Here is a 22,311-nt window from a genome sequence, read left to right on the forward strand (position 1 = left end):
CTAGTTTTCATCTAAATACATTTTACGTACCTTTTTAAATAATTCTGATGAATAGACAAAATCAGTAACGACTTCGTTATCGGTTTTAAATATAGTCTTTTTTGAGCCTTCCCAAGCTTTAAGCCCGTCTTTTAAGAATACAATTTTCTCACCAATTTCCATAACCGAATTCATGTCATGTGAGTTGATTACGGTTGTGATATTGTATTCATCAGTAATCTCTTGTATAAGATTATCAATTACTATGGCTGTTTTTGGATCTAGACCAGAGTTTGGTTCGTCACAAAATAAATACTTCGGATTATTAACAATGGCTCTAGCTATAGCCACACGCTTTTGCATTCCACCAGAAGCTTCACTTGGCATCTTATGATGAGCGCCTTCAAGATTTACTCGTTTTAAAACAAAGTCGGCACGATCTTCCATTTCACTCTTAGATTGCTTCGTAAACATTCGTAACGGAAACATTACATTTTCTTGTATGGTCATTGAGTCAAATAAAGCACTACCTTGAAAGACCATACCCATTTTGGCTCTAAGGTTACGTTTTTCATCATCAGAAAGCTCTGAGTATATTTTGCCATCATAAGCAATAGTTCCTTTTTCAGGAGCAAAAAGCCCTAAAAGACATTTTAGGAACACTGTTTTACCAGATCCACTTTGCCCAATAACCAAACTCGTTTTTCCTTTTTCAAAAGTTGTAGATATACCTTTCAAAATATGAGCATTTCCAAATGATTTATGTACATTATTTACTTCTATCATTAGCTTAGTAGGAGTTGAGTTAGTATATAGTTTAGTAAAATAATGACAACACTCGTCCATACAAAAGAAGTCGTACTGGCTTTGCCAACCTCTAGTGCACCGCCTTTCATATAATAGCCATAAAATGAAGGGATAGTAGCCAAAACAAAAGCAAATACAAAAGTCTTAATAAAAGCATACACCATATGGAAAGGAATAAAATCATTTTGAACTCCAGCAACAAAATCTTCAAGAGTTCCAAAGCCACCATAGACCGCTGCTATCAATCCACCTAAAACGCCTAAGAACATAGCTATGGAAATAACAAATGGATATAGCATTAGCGCTATGAATTTTGGAAATACTAAGTAATTTAAAGAATTGATTCCCATAACTTCTAAGGCATCAATCTGTTCTGTAACACGCATGGTGCCAATACTTGAAGTGATAAAAGAACCTACTTTTCCTGCCATGATAATTGAGATAAAGGTTGGCGCAAATTCTAAAATCACAGATTGTCGTGTAGCAAAACCTACAAGATATTTTGGGATTAATGGGTTGCTAATATTTAATGCGGTTTGAATAGTAACTACACCACCAACAAAAAATGAAATAAAAGCAACTATACCCAAAGATCCAATGATTAAATCATCAATATCTTTTAAAATGAGTGTACGCATTACCGACCATTTAGTTGGTTTGCGAAACATTTCGGCAATCATTAAAAAATATGCGCCTATATTATGGAGGTATTGCATAGTGAAATTTGTTACGGTAAAAGTAAAAAATTAAGATGAGTTCTTAACCTTAAGTTTAAAAGATGATGAATTAAAATCTGTATTTTTGGTATTCTAAACTTTTAGTAATGTATAAACGTATTTTTTTACCACTTGTTATTCTATTATTAGTAATGTCTTGTAAACCGCAACAAGAGGTTATAGTTACTCAAAACACACCTACCAAAACCCAGGATAAACCCATTGGTAATCCAAAACTAGTTGTTGGTATAGTAGTAGATCAAATGCGTTACGATTACTTAACGCGATTTTATAAGAAGTTTGGTCAAGGTGGTTTTAAGCGTATGATTGATGAAGGCTTCAATTGTAAGAATAATCATTTTAATTACATACCAACAAAAACTGCAGCTGGCCATGCTTCAATATACACAGGAACAACCCCAAGGTACCATGGTGTCATTGGAAATAATTGGTTTGATAAAGCCATAGGAGAAAGTGTGTATTGTGTTAGAGATGACTCTTATCAATCTGTTGGAACTACAAGTAAAGATGGTCAAATGTCTCCACATAGAATGACAACGACAACATTTACAGATGAGAATAGATTGTTTACACAGAAACGAGGGAAAACTATTGGTATATCTATTAAAGATAGAGGTGCGGTTCTTCCTGCAGGTCACACGGCCAATGCGGCATATTGGTTTAGGGGAAAGAGTGAAGGGGCTTGGATTACGAGTACGTTTTATATGAAGGCATTGCCGAAGTGGGTTTCAGAATTCAATGCCTCTAATAAATCAAGTAGTTATTTAAAAACTTGGAATACCCTTTATCCAATGGATACTTACATAGAAAGTGGACCTGACTTAAATGATTTTGAAGATGGATTTAAATCTAAAGCAACTGCAACATTTCCTTATGATTTAAAAGCACTTAGTAAAGATAATGGCGGATTTGATATTTTAAAATCTACACCTTTTGGAAATAGCTTAACTACTGATTTTGCCATCGCAGCTATTGAAGGAGAACAACTAGGAAAAGATAATATTACAGATATGCTAACTGTTAGTTTTTCAAGTACTGATTATGTGGGCCATAATTTTGGGGTTAATGCTAAAGAAACGGAAGATACCTACATACGCTTAGATAAAGATTTAGAACGTTTGTTTAATTACTTAGATACAACTGTAGGAGTAGGAGAGTATACTGTGTTTTTAACTGCAGACCATGGTGCACCTTATGTTCCAGCATTTTTGAAATCGCAAAAAATCCCTGGAGGCCTTTTAGATTTTAATGAAGTGAAAACGGATTTAAACAATATGCTTTTTTCAGAATTTGGTAATGAAGCACTCGTATTAAAAATTAGTAATGAACAAGTGTTTTTAAATCATGAAGTCATTAAAAGTAATAATCTTGATTTAAACAAGATTGAAAATGTAATTATTCAAAAACTGTTAGATTATGATAGAATTAATAAGGTTTTTAAAGGAAATAATATCAATGATTTTGCATTTCAGAATGGTGTAGAATATCTTTTGAAAAATGGGTACAATCAAAAACGATCAGGAGATATTTTGATTGTAATGGAGTCTTCAGTGTTTTCAGACGGACATTGGAATAAAAAAGGAACCGATCATGGTTCGGGTTATGTGTATGATACTCATGTACCTTTGCTGTTCTTCGGAAAAGGAATAAAAAAAGGACATACCTATAAAAAAACAGAAATTACCGATATAGCACCAACGATCTCCGCATTATTAGGAATTAGTTTTCCAAATGGAACTATAGGTGAAGTTTTGGAGGTTATGATTGATTGATGGTACTATGAGTAAAAAAACAATGTATTCACTTTTGGCGATTCTCTTACTTCTTAGTATTTATGGGTATGAACATTTCTTATCTGAAAAGGAATCTCATGAAATTGTTGAGCAAGGTGCAGTAATAAAAAATACTACTAATGAGTATTTTTTACCTTCAAGTACTACTGGTCAAATTGTGCATCACAAAGGCTATTCTCTATCATATAGTGAACCTCATGAGCAAGCGGAATGGGTTGCGTATGAATTAAAAAAAGAGCATTTATCTAATACCAATTTTAAGCGTCCTTATTTTGAGGTCGATAAAGCTGTAAAGACTGGTGCAGCGCATTGGCGAAATTATAAGCAATCTGGTTATGATCGCGGACATTTATGTCCAGCAGGAGATAAACGTTATAGCCAATCTGCACATGATGAGACTTTTTTAACTAGTAATATTAGTCCGCAAAACCATCAATTCAATTCTGGTATTTGGAATACTCTTGAGCAGAAAGTACGGTATTGGGCAAGAAAATATGATGGTGTATTTGTAGTTACTGGAGGTATTTTAAAAGGAGATATGGAAACGATAGGTGAAGAGCAAGTGAGTGTGCCAAATCAGTTTTATAAAATATTAATTGATAATAATACTGGAAAGACTAAAGTTATTGCGTTTTTGATGCCGCATAAAGACTCTAATCGACCTTTATATGAGTTTGTGGTAACAATAGACGAGATTGAAGCACTTACTGGAATTGACTTTTTTGCGGAATTAGATGATGCTACAGAACATCGATTGGAAGCCTCACGAAGTTATAAAGAATGGAGTTTCTAGACAACAAGTAATCATGTCAGTTTTTCTAGCATGCCTTTCCATCGTAAACGTCTTATAAATTGCCCTTGTTTTTTAGTTACTAATTGTTCCTGATTTTGAAGCTTTCCTCTAAAAAAACCTAGCATGTAGTTTTTAAAAAGTAAAATACTTTTTTTCCTATAGGCTAATTTTGCTGCAGAAATTAAGGTTATAATAAATCCATAACGCATTTTGTACATGGCCTCACCTTGAAGATATTTTGAGGCTGTATTATAACTTTGACCTGTGGGTTTGAGGTGCTTTACTTGAAGAGATGCATCGGTCAAAATTTCCCAATTGTTATATTTTGCTAGTAACTCATCAACAGTATCCCAACCCATTGATGGTTTTAGTTTACCAATATCTAAAAAACACTGTTTGCGATAGGCTTTGAGCGCACCTCTAATATGGTCTTTTCGAGTTAAGTTTTCTAAAACCCAATCCTTGTTTTTTTTAATATAACAGAAACCTGCTACCATACCTAAGGTTTCATTGTTGTTGAAATGAAGGGCTAATTGTTCTAAGTAATTCTTTGGAAATATTAAATCGGCATCAAATTTACAAATGACATCATAGTGGTTGTCAAGTGTTTCATAACCTTTATAAAATGCATTTATAATTTTGGAACCTGGAAGGTGTTGATTTGAAGAGGTCGTATTTACTATCGAAATTGTTGGAAATTTTAAAGCATAATCCTCTAGAATAGTTGCAGTGTTGTCTGTAGAATTATCATTCACAATTACAATCTGTTTTGCAGGTAGAGATTGTTGTATTAATGAGTCTAATGTTTTACCAATAACAGTGTCTTCGTTGTGAGCAGGAATGATAATGTAGAAATTCAAGATCTAATATTTTGAATCCAAAGTTACGTTTTACAAATAAAAATCATGAATTCAAATTTCAAATTCTTTCCGCATAGACAATATAATACCTGTTGGTAAACCTCCTAAGAATTGGTCTAAGTCCAATTTTTTTGGTTGGATTGGTCCATTTTTGCCGATCAATAATTTTCCATCCAGATTTTTCTAACAACCAATCAAATTGCCAGTCTTCAAATTCATGATAGTGTCTGTCTCGCATATCAGTTTTACTTCTGTAAGCAGATGCAAACCACAAGCGTAGTGGAATGCTGGCAACCAATTTATTGGCTTTAATCGATTTTAAAACCGTAAAAGGAGAGAGTAAATGTTCGAAAATTTCGAATGCGGTAACAACTTCTGAAGAGGATTGTTCTATTTCTGAAGTATTGATGTCTAAATCAATGCCAGAAGTGTTTTCAACAGAATAACCTTCAGCTTTTAAAATTTCAGATAAAGGGTTCTCAACACCTAAATCTAAAATAGATTCAGAAGTATTTATGTGTGTTTTTAAAAATTCAACAGTGTGTTTGAATCGTTTATTTGGAAATGTCTTTTCGTACATTATTAGTGTTTATATACAATCGCATTAATGTTCATGCCTGCGCCTACACTAGCAAAAATAATGACATCACCTTTGTTGATACTTTGATTATCTAGCTGACCTTTTAGAATCATATCGTATAATGTGGGCACAGTTGCTACACTAGAATTTCCAAGTGTATTGATCGTCATAGGCATAACACCTTCTGGCATGTCCATATTGTGAAGCTTGTAAAATCGTTTTACAATGGCTTCATCCATTTTTTCATTAGCCTGATGAATCAATATTTTTTTGACATCGTTTATAGAATAGTCACTTTGATCTAAGCAAGACTTTAATGCTAAAGGGACATTTGTTAAGGCAAACTCATAGATTTTACGGCCATACATTTTAATGTAGCGACGTTGATCTGTAATCTCTGGGTGATTAGTTTCGCCAAAGTAAATGAAATGCGCCTCGTCCAAGGTAAAGGTAGCAGTCTCGTGGTTGATAATGCCACCATCTTCGTCGCTCTCAGCTACGATTACTGCACCAGCACCATCACTATATATCATTGAATCTCGATCATGTTTATCTACAACACGCGAGAGCGTTTCGGTGCCGATAACTAAACAACGTTTTGCTAAGCCTGACGAGATAAAAGCTTTTGCTTGGATTACACCTTCAACCCAACCAGGACACCCAAATAATAAGTCGTAACCTACACATTTCGGGTTTTTAATTTGTAATAAATGTTTAACTCTAGATGCGATACTTGGAACTGTGTCACTCTGCTCAGTATTATGTTTTACATCACCATAATTATGAGCAACAATGATGTAATCTAAGTCCTCTTTATCAATTTTTGCATCTTCAATCGCTTTTTCGGCAGCAAAGAATGCAATATCCGAATTTAATAATTCGGGTTTAATATAGCGTCGCTCTTGAATTCCAGTTATGGCTTCAAATTTATCAACGATAACTTCATTTGGACTATTTATTTTGGATCCATCTGCATTTAAAAACTCATGATTGTAGAAATCTTCGTTCTTTTCAACACGACTAGGAATAAAACTTCCTGTTCCAGTTATTTTTATACTCATAAATTAGGATTTCTGTTTGAAATCATCAAACATGGCAATATACTAACATTAAATGAAATGTTAATTTTTGAAATTGTAAAATTTACGATGCCCAAACCTAATAAAATTAAGCTTCTTCCATATAGGCTTCAATTGGAGCGCAGGTACAGACTAGGTTTCTGTCACCATAGGCGTCATCAACACGACGTACACTTGGCCAAAATTTATTATCTCTAACATAATCTAAAGGAAATGCAGCTTGTTGACGTGTGTATGGTAATAACCATTCATCATCAGTAATTATATCTAAAGTATGAGGTGCATTTTTCAAGAGATTATTCGTTTCTTCTTTAGATACATTATCTATTTCCTCTTTAATAGAAATCATAGCATCACAAAAGCGATCCATCTCTTGCTTACTTTCACTTTCAGTAGGTTCAATCATCATGGTTCCAGCTACAGGGAAAGATACTGTAGGGGCATGAAACCCATAGTCCATCAAACGTTTAGCAATATCAACAACTTCAATTCCATTAGCTTTAAAGGGTCTACAATCTATAATCATTTCGTGAGCTGCACGTCCTCGTTCTCCAGAATATAATGTTTCGAAAGCCCCTTCTAGACGTTTTTTAATATAGTTCGCATTTAAGATTGCCATTTCTGTTGATTTCTTCAACCCAGAAGCTCCCAACATTTTAATATATCCATAGGAAATTAAACATGCCAAGGATGATCCAAATGGAGCTGCTGATATTGCAGTAATAGCTTGTTCTCCACCAGTTTTTACTAATGGATTTCCAGGTAAGAAAGGGACTAGTTGTTCAGCAACACAAATTGGGCCAACACCAGGACCACCTCCACCATGTGGAATCGCAAAGGTTTTGTGTAAGTTTAGGTGGCATACGTCGGCTCCAATATTCCCCGGATTTGTTAATCCAACTTGGGCATTCATATTAGCACCATCCATATATACTTGTCCTCCATTATCATGAATAATTTTCGTAATCTGTTTAATTGCAGATTCATATACGCCATGAGTTGAAGGGTATGTCACCATTAATGCTGAGAGGTTCTCTTTGTGTAATTCAGCTTTTTCTCGCAAATCGTCAACGTCAATGTTGCCTTCTTCTGTAGATTTTGTGACAATAACTTTCATTCCTGCCATCACAGCACTTGCTGGATTCGTTCCGTGTGCCGATGAAGGAATAATGCAGATGTTTCTATGATAATCACCGCGAGATTCATGGTATGCTTTAATAACCATTAAACCAGCAAATTCACCTTGAGCACCAGAATTTGGTTGTAATGATGTTCCAGCAAATCCAGTAATTTCAGTTAATTGATCTTCTAAGCCTTTTAAAACCGCATGATAACCTTTGGCTTGTTTTGCAGGAACAAATGGATGAATTTTCCCCCATTTAAACCAACTTAAAGGCAGCATTTCTGCAGCTGCATTTAATTTCATGGTGCATGATCCTAAGGAAATCATCGAATGATTTAGTGCCAAATCTTTACGTTCTAGTTGTTTAATATAACGCATCAATTCAGTTTCTGAATGATGAGAGTTAAACACTGGTTCCTCTAAAAAAGGAGTTTGACGTTTTAAATGACTTTCTATATTGGATTCTGCAGAAATTTCAGCAATTTCAATACGATCTTTTTTTGCAATTTTTGCAAAAATGCTCACAATTCTATTAAGCTCTTCTAAGGTAGTTGGCTCATTTACGGCAATGACAACTTCATTATCACTTGGATAATAGAAATTCATTTTTTTGTTTTCAGCAGCTTTTTTTATTTTTTTAGCATTTGCTTTGATGTGCAAGGTGTCAAAGAATTCTGTATTAAGTTGTTGAAATCCTAGCGATTCTAAAACTTTTGATAAACTTACAGCTTTGTAATGGATGTCATTAGCAATATGTTTTAAGCCTTCAGGACCATGGTACACGGCATACATTCCAGCCATAACTGCAAGTAGCACTTGGGCAGTACAAATATTTGATGTTGCTTTCGCACGCTTTATATGCTGTTCTCGGGTTTGTAAAGCCATTCTTAAGGCTCTATTTCCATTAGCATCTCTAGTAACACCAATGATACGTCCAGGAATATCTCTTTTGTAAGCTTCTTTGGTTGCAAAGTAAGCAGCGTGTGGCCCACCATAACCCATCGGGATTCCAAATCGTTGCGTTGTTCCAATCACTACATCAGCGCCAAATTTACCTGGAGCTTCTAATTTAACCAAACTCATAATATCTGCTGCTACTGCTACTTTGATTCTTGCAGCATTGGCTTGCTCAATAAATGATTTGATATCAGTTACTTGTCCGTGTTTTCCAGGATATTGTAAAATAGCTCCAAAAAATTCTTCAGAAAAATTGAACTTGCTTTCATCGCCTGTAACAAGTTCAATGCCAATAGGGTTAGCTCTAGTTTGAAGCAGCGATAATGTTTGAGGAAGAATATGTTCAGAAACAAAGAACTTGTTAATTCCTGCTTTTTTCTGATCACGTTCACGAACAGCAAACAATAAACTCATAGCTTCTGCAGCGGCTGTACTTTCATCTAGAAGCGACGCATTGGCAATTTCCATACCAGTTAGGTCGGTAATCATTGTTTGAAAATTTAATAGCGCTTCTAAACGACCTTGAGCAATTTCAGCTTGGTATGGTGTATAGGCGGTGTACCAACCTGGATTTTCAAGAATATTACGTTGAATAACAGCAGGCATTATCGTTGGGTGGTACCCTAAGCCAATATAAGTTTTGAAAACTTTATTCTTTTTCGAAAGGTCATAGATATGCAATAAATATTCTTGTTCACTCATAGGTGCTTCGAGGTCTAAATCTGAGTTTAGACGGATCCCATCAGGAATAGTTTCATTGATTAATTGCTCCATAGAGTTCACACCAATTGTTTGTAACATTTGCTTTTGATCTTCTGATCTCGGACCAATATGACGAAGTGAAAAATCTGCTGTATTCATTAATTTTTTGAGTTGAATTTGATTCCTGCAAAATTAAGGAATTATTAACCTTAATTAGTTAACGAAAATGAAACTTTTCAACCATTTGATTCGGTTATTAACAGTTTGTCTATTTTTGTATAATGTCTGTTCTAAAAAAGATACTAGATTTTTATATAAACACTAGTGTTCATGTGGCTTTTGCTGTATTTGCATTGACTTGGATTACCTTGTTGCAATTTGATATTGATTATGATCAAGATGTGCTTTATTTTATAACTTTTTCAACGATAACTGGTTATAATTTTGTGAAGTATTTTGGTTTAGCAAAATTTCATCATCGTAGCTTAACATCGCGGTTGAAAGCAATTCAGATATTTTCCTTAATGTGCTTTATCGTTTTATGTTATTATCTACTGCAATTACAAACTAAAACTCTGTTTTATGTTGGGTCTTTTGGGTTAGTAACATTTCTATATGCCATTCCTCTTATACCTAAAAAAGTATTTATTGACAAGCAAAAAAATCTAAGAAGTATTAGTGGTTTAAAAATTTATGTAATTGCCTTAGTTTGGGCAGGAGTTACTGTTTTTTTACCATTGATAAATAATGACTATCCAATAACAAATGATGTAATTATTACTGGTGTACAACGTTTTGTGTATGTAATCGTTTTAATGTTCCCTTTTGAAATTAGAGATTTAAGTTATGACAGTTTGAGACTAAGCACTATACCTCAAAGAATAGGAGTGATGAGAACAAAGGCATTAGGAGTGGTATTGTTAATGTTGTTTATAAGTTTTGAGTTTTTGAAGAGTGAAACACAATACGAAATGATATTGATTCAGGTAGTAATAAGTTGTATAACGTTCGTGTTTGTATTATTCGCACGTGAGCAGCAACATAAATATTACAGTGCGTTTTGGGTAGAGAGTTTACCTATCTGGTGGCTAATTTTATTGTTGTTGTTTCGCTAATTCTTTTTCAAAAGCTGCACTTAATTGTTCTTTAGCTGAAGTATCCATCGTTTTTACTTTAGGATTTTTAACCAACTTCGTTAACTTATTATTTCTTTTAGTGTACTTCTGGCAAGCTCTACAGTAAATTAAATGTATAGTAAGCCTTACCTTTTCCCAAAAGGACGCCTCTTTATACTGATTTTTGTCACAGATATGATTTGCTTCGTGACATTCTAATTTAATATTACTCATAATTTAAAACCAATTTTTTTCCATGCAAGCAGCCATAGCAGTCCTAGCTCTATGGATGATTACCCATAGGTTAGACGCAGTAATATCTAATTCATTACAAATAGCTTCAGTATCAAAATTTAACAGTGTTTTCATTTTAAATACTTTAGCTTGTTTCTCTGGCAATTTACCTAAACAATCATGAATTGCTACTCCGAGCTCGGTGTTTTCAATAGTATCTTCAGCAGTCTTATCAAAAGGGTCAGCAACACGTTCTTCTAGCCAATCACCTTCACTTTCATCACTACTGTAACCCATTCTAACCTCGGCTTTACCTTTTTTAGAATTGATTTTTCTGTAATAATCAATAATTTTTCGTTTTAAGATTGAAATTAGCCACGTACGTTCGCTTGCTTCACCCTTAAAGTTTTTCATAGAATTTAAACCTGCAACAAATGTATCTTGTACTAAATCTTGAGCAATATCTCTATCATTTACACGTGTGATGGTATAATTATAAAGATAATCTGAATACAGTTTAATCCACTGATTTGGATCTATGACGTGTTTTGGCATGCCTTTTTTTGAAAAATTTATTTCAAAAATAATGTAAAAAAATGAGTTTATCTAAAGATTTATTAGTGTATGGTTGTTTTGTTCTTTACCCTCACTTCTGAGCCTTCAGCAAGAATTACCGAAGTAGGCTCTACATTATTTAGAAATTTGAAGTTTGAACCATAATTCATTTCAAAGTCGATATTGACATCATAGTTTTTAACGTTCAATTGGCGCCAAGTTGGATGTACTACTTCATATTCGAAAGTTGAATCGTTATGTTTGGTATAGCCAAAATAGTGTTCAGTGATGAATTGTTCTTCAGTGTTATTTTCAATTGGAATATATTCTTTATCAGTTTCAACTGAAATAGATTGCCATCTGTTATTTTTAAGTTTCCATCGATACTCAAACGTTTTTGAATTTATAGTTTCTGTCCATTTATGAGCCATTTTGTTAGTTTGATAATGCTCATGGTATATTGTGTTTGCAATGGTTGTGATTAAAGGCTTTGGTACTATTTCTTTGATAAAAACAACACCTCTTTTATCGTTGTGTTTGACATAAAATCTCAGATTGACTTCTTCAAAGTTAATATGATATGGAAGTTTAAGTCCCAGTACTTTGGTATTCATGAACATAAATCCGACAACACTCACATAACATCTATCATTAAAAAAGTCTAGAGTTGTACCGTTTGGAATATAAGGTTCTAAAATTTTTGGATCAATCTCATAATTGATTAATATGAGGTGTTTCCAATAGGCTTTTAAAAAGGTCATGGTTATGAGTTTATTAAATCATCTAATGCTATTTCGATATCTGAATGTATGAAATTAAATCCGTTGTCTAGTAAACGTTTCGGTATTACATTTCTGCTTTTTAGTACAAGTTCTGGCTCTGTTCTCATGAGTTTTGCTCCGAATTTAATGAGCCATTTGGGATGAGAAATACCAAAAGGAATTTTCAAGACCTTTCTAAAACTTTTCATAAGCGTTTTATTAGTAGTTGGTTTTGGAACCGCTAAGTTGTAATTTCCATCTAGTTGTGTATAATCTATTAAGAATTCTACAGCGCGTGCAAAGTCTAATTCATGAATCCAACTTACTTTTTGTTGACCTGAAGCTTGAGATCCTCCTAAACCAAATTGGGCTAAACGTTTTAAGGGTACTAATGCACCACCATGCTTACCTAAAACAATAGACGTTCTTAAGGCAATTTTTCGTGTTTTAGGATTGGTGACTCCATAAAATGTTTGTTCCCAAGATTTGGCAATATTCATTGAAAAGTCATCGCCAATGTCTCCAGATATTTCAGTCATTTCTTTGTCTAATGCATGTCTGTAAATTGTCGCAGTTGAGGAGTTAATCCATAACTCTGGTGGGTTTTTACATAAATTTATTGCTAGGCCTAGTGCCTGAGTTGCATCCATTCTTGAATCGTAAATAAGCTTTTTATTAGCTTCAGTATACCTACAGTCTACAGATTTTCCTGTAAGATTGATAAGAACATCTGTTGTTTCCAAAATGCTCGTCCATGAATCTAAATTTTTAGCATTCCAATAGATGTCATTTTTACGTTTGGGAGTTCGTGTTAGGATATAAACTGAATGTTTTTTTTCTGAAAAGTACTGTTCAAGAACTTGACCTAAAAAGCCACTTCCTCCTGCTATTGTTATCGTTTTCATTTTTCGATGTATATGTTATTTTGTAGCTGTAATGATGTAATATCCAAAGCTTTTCATGTGTAATCCTGAGATCAAAGCATAAAAAGAGCCTTTGAGATTATGTAAGCTTTCTCGTTTTAATTGTTTGGTAGCCCATAATGTTTTGAAGGCAAAGCCAATAATTGCAAAAGGAACGTGTAATACTGAAGGTGCCACTCTAAAGGACTTGTCTTCAATAGTCACATTTTTAAAGCCTTCAGACTCTAAAAGCCTTTTATAATTTGTAATGGTTTCGAGTTGATCTAAACTCCAGTGACTACATAGTTTAGTATAAGCGTAATGACTTCCGATACAAAGTTGGGATACCTCTTTTTTTAAAAAGGCATCAGCAATAACTAAGCGACCACCTGGTTTTAGAATTCTATAAGCTTCTTTAATTGATTGTGCGCTATGGCCAGAATGGCAAAAACTCTCAATCGCTACAGCAGAATTAAAAGTGTTAGATTGGAAAGAGGTATTATTATAGTTCTCTTTTAGAATGATTCCGTTTTTACCTTGTAATAATGTATTACCTTGTTTTTGTTGAAAATCTGACAGGGTAATCCCATAAGCAATTAGGTTTTTATTGTGTTTTAAAGCATAACGCATAGTGGCTCCCATACCACATCCTAAATCTACAAGTTTATGTTTTGTTGGTTTTATATTTAGACGTTTGCAGACTTGAGCATTCATTTGATTGAGCATAGAATCTCGTTTAAAGAGATTGGTTTTAAATGGAATGTAATACCCAAAATGCATATTATAATCATTGCTCCAAAATTCATAATCTTCTGTTGCCTCATTATAGAAATCAACCATTTCGATGTTGGTTTCTTCAGAAATATTCTCATGTGTTCGTGCTATTGATTTCATAATTATTGGGTTTTAAAAATTAATGTTATATATAAATAACCAAGTGAAGACTACTGCAAATAGTACAAATAGCATATTCATTCCGTAGCTACCAATTTTGTAGATCTTTTTATTGGGAATATCAAACATGGGATAATATGCAACCTGAGTTGCAACTTTTCCAACCCAATATGCAGCAATCAGTCCCGTTAAAGCAATAGCTAAATGTGTTTGGTTTTTTAAATCGTTTGGTAAAAGAATAGCGATTAGACCAAATGAGAAGTTTAAGCCTTGAATATATCGTCCATAGGTTTTAGCAATTTCTTGGTTAAGTGGTTTTAGTTGTTTAACATCGTTATACCAATCAAAGACGTTGTGACGGATGTATGGATATATTAATGCTGTAAATATTTGTCCGCAGCCTCCAATGATAATGAGCCAGTTTGGAATTTGAGTACTCATTGTTTTAAGAATTTAAAAGTTTAATTGATTTGCTATAGTGAATGATATAAGTCAAATAAAAGATAAGACTCAATGGAATTGCAAATAACCAAGTGTCTAATTTTTGATTCCAGACTAAAAAGAACAAGCCAACTACAGCGAAATAAATATATATTAATAGGTTTTTGGGAAATACTATTAAGAATACAATAGCGGCTAAAACTTGTAAAAACCCGGTTAAGATGATTCCCCAAGGTCCTCCAATGAGACATACCAGTGCAAGCACGTTTAAAACTCGAGATATTTTGAATACTGTTTTCATAGTTTATGTATGTATTAAACTTTCAGAAAAAATTGAAAGTAGTGATTAAATTTTTTTATTTGAATAGTTTTATTAAAGATTTAGTAATCCAGTTTTGTTTTTGGCTAACAAGTTTGTTAATCATGTCATCTGCTGTTTCTGTTAAATCGTGTAATGCTTTTGTTTGTTTAATAAGTTCTTTGGTTTTTTCAGTGCCATCATCTTTAATAGAGGAGACGTCTTTTAGTACTTTTATCACAGGTTGAATTTCTCTTCGACTACGTTCTTTAGCGATAGTACGAGTTAATTCTTGAACATCTTTTTCTGTAGTGAAATACTCTTTACGCTCACCAGGGATAATCTCTTTTGTTACAATACCCCAATCCATTAGTTGTCTTAAGTTCATACTAGTATTTCCTCTTGAAATTTTAAGATCTTCCATAATCTCTTCCATTGACAAAGGCTTTGTTGAGATAAATAATAAGGCTTGAATTTGTGCCATGGCTTTATTTATTCCCCATAGTGACCCAAGACTTCCCCAAGTACTTACAAATTTTATTTTAGCTTCTTCGTAATTCATTATTTCATTTTGATGGTACAAACATACAAAATATTTTAAACTTTCAAAAATAATTGAAAGTTTAATTTTTTTTCACAAACTGTCGTTCTTCATTGGTATTTTGTATTTGGACTAGAAATTTTTAATACATTTTGTATTTTTATTACATTTAGCTGTCTAATAATCTAAGCAATGAAAAGAACATTACTATCACTAGTTTTTGGTTTAATAGCTTTTTTGGGGTTTTCTCAAATTGAGTTGCAACCCAATCCGAGTAATATTAATTCTGGAACTTTCACTTTTAAATATGGAGAAAATGGAGATTATTCGATTTTTGATCCATTAAGTAATCCTAATTTATACTTGTATACTGGATTGCAAACCGATTCAGATCCAATTACTTGGGATTATAATGATGGGGAGTTTGATATTAGCAATTTAGGACAAATGATTCCGTTGACTTTTGATAGTAACTTAGGATATTATGTAGCGACCTTTAACCCAAAAACTAGACAATACATAGAAGAAACCTCTCAAAACTTAGTTACAGTGCCTAATGGAACACAAGTGTTTGATTGGTATTTTTTAATCACGACAGATGATTTGTCTCGTCAATCTGCTGATTTAAAAGGAACAGATTATGGTTTCAATGCATCGACCTTATCAACAAGTGAATTTTCAATTGGTAATGACGTATTAGTTCTTAATGGTAGCTTGAAATTTTTAAAACAAGGACAATATAATGTAAAAGTATATACGGTCTTAGGAAAGCAAGTGAAACACTTATCAGTAACAGTGAATTCTGCTAAAACATTGAACCTTCAATTGAGAAACGCCGGACTTTATATCGTTAAAATCTCATCAGGGCAAACCACCAAAACTGTAAAGTTACTAAAGCACTAGTTTTTAGAAATTAACCCAGAACGTCTCAACAATGCTTCTGGCTGAGGTGCTTTACCTCTAAAACGTTTGTACAGTGTCATTGGGTCTTCAATTCCACCTTGCGAGAGTACATGTTCTTTGAATTTTGTAGCTACTTCTTTATTAAATACACCTTCCTCTAAGAAATATTCAAAGGCATCGGCATCTAATACTTCGGCCCATTTATAGCTATAATATCCAGAACTATAACCGCCTTGAAAAATATGAGAAAATGCTGTGCTCATGCAGTTTTCTTCAACATCTGGGTACAATTTTGTGTTAGCAAATGCATTTTTTTCGTGAGCTTTAACCGAAATTATGGCCTCCGGTGACTCATTAGCATGCCAAGACATATCTAATAGTCCAAAACTAATTTGTCTTAGTGTTTGCATACCTTCATGAAAAGTAGCTGAAGCTTTTATTTTTTCAATTAATTCCATAGGTATAACCTCACCAGTCTCATAATGTGTTGCAAATAATTCTAAAGCTTCTTTTTCATAACACCAGTTTTCTAAAACCTGGGAAGGCAATTCTACAAAATCCCAAAATACACTTGTTCCTGATAGACTAGGATAAGTTGTATTGGCGAGCATGCCATGTAAGGCATGACCAAATTCGTGAAACAATGTGGTTACCTCATTGAAAGTTAGTAGCGACGGTTTACTTTTTGTGGGTTTCGTAAAGTTGCAAACTATCGAAATATGTGGTCTATCATTGATGTTATTTTTAATATATTGTGGTTTGTAAACCGTCATCCAAGCACCATTACGTTTTCCAGCTCTAGGGAAAAAATCTGCATAAAATATAGCCACAAATTCTCCTTTAGTATTAGTAACTTTATAGGTTAGTACATCTTCATGGTATTTATCTATAGTATCAATTTGTTCAAACTTGAGATCGAATAAACGCTCAGCGATAGTAAAAGCGCCTTCAATAACATGTTCTAATTTGAAATAAGGTTTAAGTTGTTCGTCATCGAGACTAAATAGTTTTTGTTTAAGTTTTTCAGAATAATAAGAGCCATCCCATTTTTCTAATCGATCGATATCATCAAGATCTTTAGCGAAATTTTCAAGGTTTTTAAATTCACGTTTGGCAGCAGGTTTAGCTTTGTCAAGAAGTTCATTTAAAAAAGTGTTTACGGCTTTTGGTGTTTTAGCCATACGTTCTTCTAAAACAAAATGAGCATGCGTTTTGTAGCCTAAAATATTAGCACGTTCATGGCGTAATCTTACGATTTGTAACACATGTTCTTGATTATCTAAGGTATCACCTTTGAACGCTTTTGAACCAGCTGCTAAAGCCAGTTTTTTTCGTAGATCACGATTGTCTGCATAAGTCATGAAAGGAATATAACTAGGATAATCTAAAGTAATTAACCAGCCCTCTTTTCCTTTAGATTCTGCTAATTGTTGCGCTGCTTCCTTAGCACCTTCTGGTAAGCCTGCAAGATCTGTTTCTTTGGTAAGATGCATTTCAAAAGCGTTGGTTTCGGCTAATACATTTTCACCAAATTTGAGTTTTAATTGACTTAACTGCTTATCAATATCTCGCAATCGTTTTTTGTTATCTTCTTCGAGATTCGCTCCATTTCTAGAAAATCCTTTGTACTTTTTTTCGAGCAATGTCATTTGTTCTCTTGATAAACTTAATGATGTTCTGTTATCATACACCACTTTAACGCGCTTAAATAACTCTTCATTTAAAGTAATGTCGTTACTAAACTCTGAAAGAAGAGGGGATACTTCTTGAGCTATTTTTTGAATTGTTTCATTGGTTTCGGCACTATTCAAATTAAAAAAGATGCTTGAGAGGCGGTCTAACTCTTCACCAGAAAACTCTAATGCTTCAATTGTATTTTTAAAAGTTGGTTCTTCAGTATTAGAAGTTATGGCATTGATTTCTGATTTAGCTTTATCTATTGCAGTCAAAAACCCAGGTAAATAATCCTCATTTTTGATCTTAGAAAAAGGGGCTGTATGAAAAGGAGTGTTAAATTTTGAGTTTAAAATGTTCATCTTAAAAAAGTTGTTTATTTAGTACGGATTAACTTAACATTAAGGATGTTATGTCAAATTAATTATTACTTTTGCATAATTATTAAAGCTTATCTTTATAAGATTTAGTAAAAATTGATTAATAGCCTAAAACCTCGTGTAAAAGCGAGGTTTTTTTGGTTATTTAGTTTATAAATCTTTAGAAGATTCATTGACTTTAGCTTTCAGACCTTCTTTATAATCAATAATAGTTTTACGAATAGTTTCATTGGATGAACCAATAATTTGTGCGGCTAAAATCCCAGCATTTTTTGCGCCATTAAGCGCCACTGTTGCCACAGGAACACCTCCAGGCATTTGAAGAATCGATAATACAGAATCCCATCCATCAATAGAATTACTACTTTTTACAGGAACTCCAATAACTGGTAAAGGAGATAGTGATGCTACCATTCCTGGTAAATGTGCTGCACCACCTGCGCCAGCAATAATAACATTTATGCCTTTTGAGTGTGCATCTTTACTGAAACTGAATAATTTATCAGGAGTTCTATGAGCAGATACAATATCTACTTCGACGTCGATATGAAATTCTTTTAAGATGTCAATGGCATCTTGCATTACAGGAAGATCACTTTTACTTCCCATAATCACGGCTACTTTACTCATAATTATTTACTTATCACGTTTATCGTTTTCTTTACATTTTCCGCTATTTGTCGCGCTTTATTAATGTCTTCATTCACTATCGTTACATGTCCCATTTTACGAAATGGTCGTGTTTGTTTTTTTCCGTAGATATGAGGTGTAACACCATCAAGTTTCATAATGTCTTCAATGTGTTCATATACCACGTCTCCATTATGGCCTTCTGCACCAACTAAATTTACCATAATGCCACCAACTTTACTGTCGGTTTGTCCTAAAGGTAAATTCAAAATGGCTCTTAAATGTTGTTCAAATTGTGAGGTATAACTAGCTTCTATTGTTTGATGTCCAGAATTATGAGGTCTTGGAGCTACTTCATTAACTAAAATCTCATCATCTTCGGTTTGAAAAAGTTCAACAGCTAATAAGCCTACGTGATTAAAAGCTTTGGATACCTTCATCGCTACAGCCCTTGCTTTTGTTGCAATAGAATCATTAATTCTAGCAGGACAAATTACATATTCTACTTGATTGGCTTCAGGATGAAATTCCATTTCTACAACAGGATATGTTTTGACGTCACCATTTTCATTTCTAGCTACAATTACCGCTAATTCATTTTTGAAAGGCACTAAAGCTTCTGCAATACACTCACCTTTTGGAAGTTCGTCCAAATCTGAAAGTTGTCTTACCATTTTTACACCATAGCCATCATATCCAAATTGTGCTGCTTTCCATACAAATGGAAATTCTAATCCGCCGTTACTAATTGCGTCTTTAATTTCTGATAGATAGGCAAATCGGGTAAAATCTGACGTAGGAATATCGTAATCTCTATAAAAGAGTTTTTGAGTTGCTTTGTTTTGAATAGTCTTCAGTGTCTTTGAAGATGGATACACCTTAATGCCTTCTTTTTCTAAAGCTTCTAGTGCATCAACATTAACATTCTCTATTTCAAAAGTAAGTAAGTCTACTTGTTTTCCGAAGTTATACACAGCATCAAAATCCATTAAATCACCTAGTGTAAATGCGTTGCAAGCTATCTTACAAGGTGCTTCAGGACTTGCGTCCATTACATGAGTTGTAATGTCAAACTTCCGAGTACTATAGAGCATCATTTTTCCTAATTGTCCGCCACCAAGGATGCCGAGTTTAAAGTCTGAAGAAAAATAGTTTTTCATATCATTTATCACATTGAGCGCAGTCGAAATGTCTTAATTAATGAAGTTTCTGCGCTTTCGTTTTACAAAAATACATTATAATATAGAAAGGATTAGTAAAAATGGAATTCAAAAATCGGTAATCGCCAATCTATTGATTATCTTTGCTTTTTTAAAATCAAAATCAGGTGATTAAATTACACGATTTATATTTCAAACCATTCATTACTGAAGAAGAAGTTGATGCTACAGTGCAGCGTTTGGTGGATGAAATTGCCAATGATATGCAAGACGATATCCCTGTATTTGTTGGGATTTTGAATGGTTCATTTATGTTTGTCAGTGATTTTGTAAAGAAATATCCTAAGCCTTGTGAGGTGACTTTTATTAAACTCGCATCCTATGAAGGATTAAAATCTACCGAAGACATTCATCGTCTCATTGGGTTAACACAAGATTTATCTGGTCGGAAAGTGGTCATTCTAGAAGATATTATCGATTCTGGAAATACTTTAGAAGAAGTGCATCGCATTTTTAAAAATGAAAATGTGGATGATCTTAAAATTGCCACTTTATTTTACAAGCCAGAAGCTTATAAAAAAGATTATAAACTACATTATGTTGGTATCGAAATTCCTAATAAATTCATTGTTGGTTACGGTTTAGACTACAATGGTTTGGGACGCGATTTACCATCAATATATCAATTAAAAACAACACAACACATGACTAATTTAGTCCTATTTGGACCTCCAGGTGCAGGAAAAGGAACACAAGCAGAATTTCTAAAAGAAAAATATAATCTTATACATATCTCTACCGGTGACGTGTTTAGATTTAACATAAAAAATGAAACTGCTCTTGGAATGCTGGCGAAGTCTTTTATGGATAAAGGAGAACTTGTTCCAGATCAAGTTACGATTGATATGCTTAATGCCGAAGTGGAAAAGAATGCTGATGCTAACGGTTTTATTTTTGATGGATTCCCAAGAACCAATGCGCAGGCTGAAGCCTTAGATCAACTCATGGATAGCAAAGATTCTCAAATCAATGCTATGGTAGCCTTAGAAGTAGAAGATGAAGTACTTGTAGGTCGATTATTGGAACGAGGTAAAACTAGTGGTCGAAAAGATGATGCCAATGAAGAAGTCATTAGAAACCGTATTACCGAATACTATAAAAAAACAGCTATTTTAAAAGACTATTACACAGCTCAAAATAAATATTTTGGCGTTGATGGTGTTGGTAGTATTCAGGAGATTACTGAGCGTTTAAATGCTGTTATCGACAACTTATAATTTGTTTGTAGTAGCTAACGATTTTAGATAAAATAAGAATATGACAGAAGGCAATTTCGTTGACTATGTTAAAATGCACGTGTCGTCAGGAAAAGGCGGACAAGGTTCAGCGCATTTACATCGCGAAAAATTTATTGAAAAAGGTGGCCCAGATGGTGGAGATGGAGGTCGTGGCGGTCATATTATTATCCGCGGAAATTCTAACCTTTGGACACTCTTACATTTAAAATTTAAGCGTCATGCACGAGCAGGTCATGGCGGTCACGGAAGCAAGAGTAGAAGTACAGGAGCCGATGGGGAAGATGTGTATTTAGAAGTGCCTCTCGGTACAGTAGTTAAAGATACAGAGACTGATGAAGTATTGTTTGAAATCACGGAAGATCAGGAAGAGCAAATCGTCGCTAGAGGAGGAAAAGGAGGTTTAGGAAATTGGCATTTTAAAAATTCTAGAAACCAGACACCTCGTTACGCGCAACCAGGACAACCACTAGAGGAGAAAGATATTACTATCGAACTCAAGATTTTAGCTGATGTTGGTTTAGTTGGTTTTCCTAATGCTGGAAAATCTACATTACTATCCGTAATTACCGCTGCTAAACCAAAAATTGCCGATTATGAGTTTACAACTTTAAAGCCTAATTTAGGTATTGTAGAATATCGCGATTTTCAAACTTTTGTCATGGCTGATATTCCTGGAATAATTGAAGGTGCTGCCGAAGGTAAAGGACTTGGGCATTACTTTTTAAGGCATATTGAACGTAATTCTATTCTTTTATTTATGATCCCAGCAGATGCTGATGACATTCGAAAGCAATATGATATTCTTCTTGATGAGTTAAAACGTTATAATCCTGAAATGTTAGATAAGGAACGTATGATTGCTATCTCAAAGTCTGATATGCTAGACGACGAACTTAAAGCAGAGCTAAAAGCCGAATTAGATCAAACATTACCAATTCAATATATGTTTATATCTTCCGTAGCGCAACAAGGCATTACACAATTAAAAGATAAGCTATGGAAGATGCTTAACGATTAGTATTTGGGCATTACCCTTTTCCGTTCCATAACTCCAAAGGGTCAGGCTATCGACAGTCGCTCTCATAGAGGAGCTCCAACAATGCCTCAATCCTTAA

The 22,311-nt window shown here is 33.8% G+C and carries 23 protein-coding genes; 6 read left to right on the forward strand and 17 right to left on the reverse strand.

All coding sequences use genetic code 11. From position 1 onward, the window contains the following. On the reverse strand, positions 1-765 hold the full coding sequence (locus ACTU6T_RS10780) for an ABC transporter ATP-binding protein (protein ID WP_460218216.1): 765 nt from the start codon (positions 763-765) through the stop codon (positions 1-3). Then, entirely contained in the window at positions 765-1,502 is a 738-nt protein-coding gene (locus ACTU6T_RS10785) for an MlaE family ABC transporter permease (protein ID WP_460218217.1), read from the reverse strand. The genes ACTU6T_RS10780 and ACTU6T_RS10785 overlap by 1 nt, the downstream gene beginning before the upstream one ends. A gap of 107 nt (positions 1,503-1,609) precedes the next feature. On the opposite strand from ACTU6T_RS10785, the gene pafA reads away from it, so the two are divergent. Both pafA and ACTU6T_RS10795 read left to right on the forward strand, forming a co-directional pair. Further along, entirely contained in the window at positions 1,610-3,295 is a 1,686-nt protein-coding gene (pafA, locus tag ACTU6T_RS10790) for an alkaline phosphatase PafA (RefSeq protein WP_460218218.1), read from the forward strand. Between the two features lie 7 nt (positions 3,296-3,302). Continuing rightward, positions 3,303-4,109: a DNA/RNA non-specific endonuclease gene (locus tag ACTU6T_RS10795; protein ID WP_460218219.1), complete on the forward strand. Its 807-nt coding sequence runs from the start codon at positions 3,303-3,305 to the stop codon at positions 4,107-4,109. Positions 4,110-4,120: 11 nt separating this feature from the next. Here the strand turns inward: ACTU6T_RS10795 and ACTU6T_RS10800 are convergent, their stop codons facing one another. The 4 genes from ACTU6T_RS10800 to gcvP all read right to left on the reverse strand — a co-directional run bounded on the left by ACTU6T_RS10800 (position 4,121) and on the right by gcvP (position 9,569). Continuing rightward, positions 4,121-4,969: a glycosyltransferase family 2 protein gene (locus ACTU6T_RS10800; RefSeq protein WP_460218220.1), complete on the reverse strand. Its 849-nt coding sequence runs from the start codon at positions 4,967-4,969 to the stop codon at positions 4,121-4,123. A gap of 58 nt (positions 4,970-5,027) precedes the next feature. Next, a complete protein-coding gene (locus ACTU6T_RS10805) occupies positions 5,028-5,549 on the reverse strand; it encodes a methyltransferase (RefSeq protein WP_460218221.1) in 522 nt (173 codons plus the stop codon). Between the two features lie 2 nt (positions 5,550-5,551). Further along, positions 5,552-6,610: a 3-oxoacyl-ACP synthase III family protein gene (locus ACTU6T_RS10810; RefSeq protein WP_460218222.1), complete on the reverse strand. Its 1,059-nt coding sequence runs from the start codon at positions 6,608-6,610 to the stop codon at positions 5,552-5,554. Between the two features lie 106 nt (positions 6,611-6,716). After that, the gene (gene gcvP / locus ACTU6T_RS10815) at positions 6,717-9,569 is read right to left on the reverse strand and encodes an aminomethyl-transferring glycine dehydrogenase (RefSeq protein WP_460218223.1); all 2,853 of its coding nucleotides are present in this window, start codon (positions 9,567-9,569) and stop codon (positions 6,717-6,719) included. Positions 9,570-9,691: 122 nt separating this feature from the next. On the opposite strand from gcvP, the gene ACTU6T_RS10820 reads away from it, so the two are divergent. Further along, positions 9,692-10,525, forward strand: a complete 834-nt coding sequence (locus tag ACTU6T_RS10820) for a UbiA prenyltransferase family protein (protein WP_460218224.1) — start codon at positions 9,692-9,694, stop codon at positions 10,523-10,525. On the opposite strand, the gene ACTU6T_RS10825 is transcribed toward ACTU6T_RS10820, so the two are convergent. The 8 genes from ACTU6T_RS10825 to ACTU6T_RS10860 form a co-directional block, all read right to left on the reverse strand. Then, the gene (locus ACTU6T_RS10825) at positions 10,505-10,759 is read right to left on the reverse strand and encodes a hypothetical protein (RefSeq protein WP_460218225.1); all 255 of its coding nucleotides are present in this window, start codon (positions 10,757-10,759) and stop codon (positions 10,505-10,507) included. The two genes, ACTU6T_RS10820 and ACTU6T_RS10825, sit on opposite strands and share 21 nt — an antisense overlap. A 3-nt stretch (positions 10,760-10,762) precedes the next feature. Beyond that, positions 10,763-11,314, reverse strand: a complete 552-nt coding sequence (locus tag ACTU6T_RS10830) for a sigma-70 family RNA polymerase sigma factor (protein ID WP_460218226.1) — start codon at positions 11,312-11,314, stop codon at positions 10,763-10,765. A gap of 62 nt (positions 11,315-11,376) precedes the next feature. After that, positions 11,377-12,075, reverse strand: coding sequence for a YqjF family protein (locus tag ACTU6T_RS10835; protein WP_460218227.1), 699 nt, complete (start codon positions 12,073-12,075; stop codon positions 11,377-11,379). 2 nt (positions 12,076-12,077) lie between these two features. Next, a complete protein-coding gene (locus tag ACTU6T_RS10840) occupies positions 12,078-12,980 on the reverse strand; it encodes a TIGR01777 family oxidoreductase (RefSeq protein WP_460218228.1) in 903 nt (300 codons plus the stop codon). A gap of 15 nt (positions 12,981-12,995) precedes the next feature. Continuing rightward, on the reverse strand, positions 12,996-13,871 hold the full coding sequence (locus ACTU6T_RS10845; protein WP_460218229.1) for a methyltransferase domain-containing protein: 876 nt from the start codon (positions 13,869-13,871) through the stop codon (positions 12,996-12,998). Positions 13,872-13,883: 12 nt separating this feature from the next. Next, the gene (locus ACTU6T_RS10850; RefSeq protein ID WP_460218230.1) at positions 13,884-14,312 is read right to left on the reverse strand and encodes a hypothetical protein; all 429 of its coding nucleotides are present in this window, start codon (positions 14,310-14,312) and stop codon (positions 13,884-13,886) included. 4 nt (positions 14,313-14,316) lie between these two features. Continuing rightward, on the reverse strand, positions 14,317-14,613 hold the full coding sequence (locus ACTU6T_RS10855; protein ID WP_460218231.1) for a hypothetical protein: 297 nt from the start codon (positions 14,611-14,613) through the stop codon (positions 14,317-14,319). A gap of 55 nt (positions 14,614-14,668) precedes the next feature. Then, the gene (locus ACTU6T_RS10860) at positions 14,669-15,172 is read right to left on the reverse strand and encodes a GbsR/MarR family transcriptional regulator (RefSeq protein WP_460218232.1); all 504 of its coding nucleotides are present in this window, start codon (positions 15,170-15,172) and stop codon (positions 14,669-14,671) included. A 171-nt stretch (positions 15,173-15,343) separates the two neighbouring features. On the opposite strand from ACTU6T_RS10860, the gene ACTU6T_RS10865 reads away from it, so the two are divergent. Continuing rightward, positions 15,344-16,054, forward strand: coding sequence for a T9SS type A sorting domain-containing protein (locus ACTU6T_RS10865; RefSeq protein ID WP_460218233.1), 711 nt, complete (start codon positions 15,344-15,346; stop codon positions 16,052-16,054). Here the strand turns inward: ACTU6T_RS10865 and ACTU6T_RS10870 are convergent. From ACTU6T_RS10870 to ACTU6T_RS10880, 3 genes are all read right to left on the reverse strand, one after another. Next, the gene (locus ACTU6T_RS10870; RefSeq protein ID WP_460218234.1) at positions 16,051-18,090 is read right to left on the reverse strand and encodes a M3 family metallopeptidase; all 2,040 of its coding nucleotides are present in this window, start codon (positions 18,088-18,090) and stop codon (positions 16,051-16,053) included. The genes ACTU6T_RS10865 and ACTU6T_RS10870 overlap by 4 nt on opposite strands. A 168-nt stretch (positions 18,091-18,258) precedes the next feature. Beyond that, the gene (gene purE / locus ACTU6T_RS10875) at positions 18,259-18,738 is read right to left on the reverse strand and encodes a 5-(carboxyamino)imidazole ribonucleotide mutase (protein ID WP_460218235.1); all 480 of its coding nucleotides are present in this window, start codon (positions 18,736-18,738) and stop codon (positions 18,259-18,261) included. A 2-nt stretch (positions 18,739-18,740) separates the two neighbouring features. Further along, the gene (locus ACTU6T_RS10880; protein ID WP_460218236.1) at positions 18,741-19,898 is read right to left on the reverse strand and encodes a 5-(carboxyamino)imidazole ribonucleotide synthase; all 1,158 of its coding nucleotides are present in this window, start codon (positions 19,896-19,898) and stop codon (positions 18,741-18,743) included. Positions 19,899-20,065: 167 nt separating this feature from the next. Between ACTU6T_RS10880 and ACTU6T_RS10885 the strand changes: the two genes are divergently transcribed. Continuing rightward, on the forward strand, positions 20,066-21,175 hold the full coding sequence (locus ACTU6T_RS10885; protein ID WP_460218237.1) for an adenylate kinase: 1,110 nt from the start codon (positions 20,066-20,068) through the stop codon (positions 21,173-21,175). A gap of 40 nt (positions 21,176-21,215) precedes the next feature. After that, positions 21,216-22,214: a GTPase ObgE gene (obgE, locus tag ACTU6T_RS10890; protein WP_460218238.1), complete on the forward strand. Its 999-nt coding sequence runs from the start codon at positions 21,216-21,218 to the stop codon at positions 22,212-22,214. Positions 22,215-22,311: the final 97 nt, after the last annotated feature.

It is taken from the genome of Psychroserpens citreus, assembly GCF_055686305.1.

Coding starts and splice junctions, on each gene's coding strand:
- ACTU6T_RS10820 (WP_460218224.1), top strand. CDS start 9,692: ATGTCTGTTCTAAAAAAGATACTAGATTTTTATATAAACACTAGTGTT.
- purE (WP_460218235.1), bottom strand. CDS start 18,738: ATGAGTAAAGTAGCCGTGATTATGGGAAGTAAAAGTGATCTTCCTGTA.
- ACTU6T_RS10840 (WP_460218228.1), bottom strand. CDS start 12,980: ATGAAAACGATAACAATAGCAGGAGGAAGTGGCTTTTTAGGTCAAGTT.
- gcvP (WP_460218223.1), bottom strand. CDS start 9,569: ATGAATACAGCAGATTTTTCACTTCGTCATATTGGTCCGAGATCAGAA.
- ACTU6T_RS10810 (WP_460218222.1), bottom strand. CDS start 6,610: ATGAGTATAAAAATAACTGGAACAGGAAGTTTTATTCCTAGTCGTGTT.
- ACTU6T_RS10830 (WP_460218226.1), bottom strand. CDS start 11,314: ATGCCAAAACACGTCATAGATCCAAATCAGTGGATTAAACTGTATTCA.
- ACTU6T_RS10860 (WP_460218232.1), bottom strand. CDS start 15,172: ATGAATTACGAAGAAGCTAAAATAAAATTTGTAAGTACTTGGGGAAGT.
- ACTU6T_RS10845 (WP_460218229.1), bottom strand. CDS start 13,871: ATGAAATCAATAGCACGAACACATGAGAATATTTCTGAAGAAACCAAC.
- ACTU6T_RS10880 (WP_460218236.1), bottom strand. CDS start 19,898: ATGAAAAACTATTTTTCTTCAGACTTTAAACTCGGCATCCTTGGTGGC.
- ACTU6T_RS10865 (WP_460218233.1), top strand. CDS start 15,344: ATGAAAAGAACATTACTATCACTAGTTTTTGGTTTAATAGCTTTTTTG.
- ACTU6T_RS10835 (WP_460218227.1), bottom strand. CDS start 12,075: ATGACCTTTTTAAAAGCCTATTGGAAACACCTCATATTAATCAATTAT.
- ACTU6T_RS10795 (WP_460218219.1), top strand. CDS start 3,303: ATGAGTAAAAAAACAATGTATTCACTTTTGGCGATTCTCTTACTTCTT.
- ACTU6T_RS10780 (WP_460218216.1), bottom strand. CDS start 765: ATGATAGAAGTAAATAATGTACATAAATCATTTGGAAATGCTCATATT.
- pafA (WP_460218218.1), top strand. CDS start 1,610: ATGTATAAACGTATTTTTTTACCACTTGTTATTCTATTATTAGTAATG.
- obgE (WP_460218238.1), top strand. CDS start 21,216: ATGACAGAAGGCAATTTCGTTGACTATGTTAAAATGCACGTGTCGTCA.
- ACTU6T_RS10785 (WP_460218217.1), bottom strand. CDS start 1,502: ATGCAATACCTCCATAATATAGGCGCATATTTTTTAATGATTGCCGAA.
- ACTU6T_RS10855 (WP_460218231.1), bottom strand. CDS start 14,613: ATGAAAACAGTATTCAAAATATCTCGAGTTTTAAACGTGCTTGCACTG.
- ACTU6T_RS10825 (WP_460218225.1), bottom strand. CDS start 10,759: ATGAGTAATATTAAATTAGAATGTCACGAAGCAAATCATATCTGTGAC.
- ACTU6T_RS10870 (WP_460218234.1), bottom strand. CDS start 18,090: ATGAACATTTTAAACTCAAAATTTAACACTCCTTTTCATACAGCCCCT.
- ACTU6T_RS10805 (WP_460218221.1), bottom strand. CDS start 5,549: ATGTACGAAAAGACATTTCCAAATAAACGATTCAAACACACTGTTGAA.
- ACTU6T_RS10850 (WP_460218230.1), bottom strand. CDS start 14,312: ATGAGTACTCAAATTCCAAACTGGCTCATTATCATTGGAGGCTGCGGA.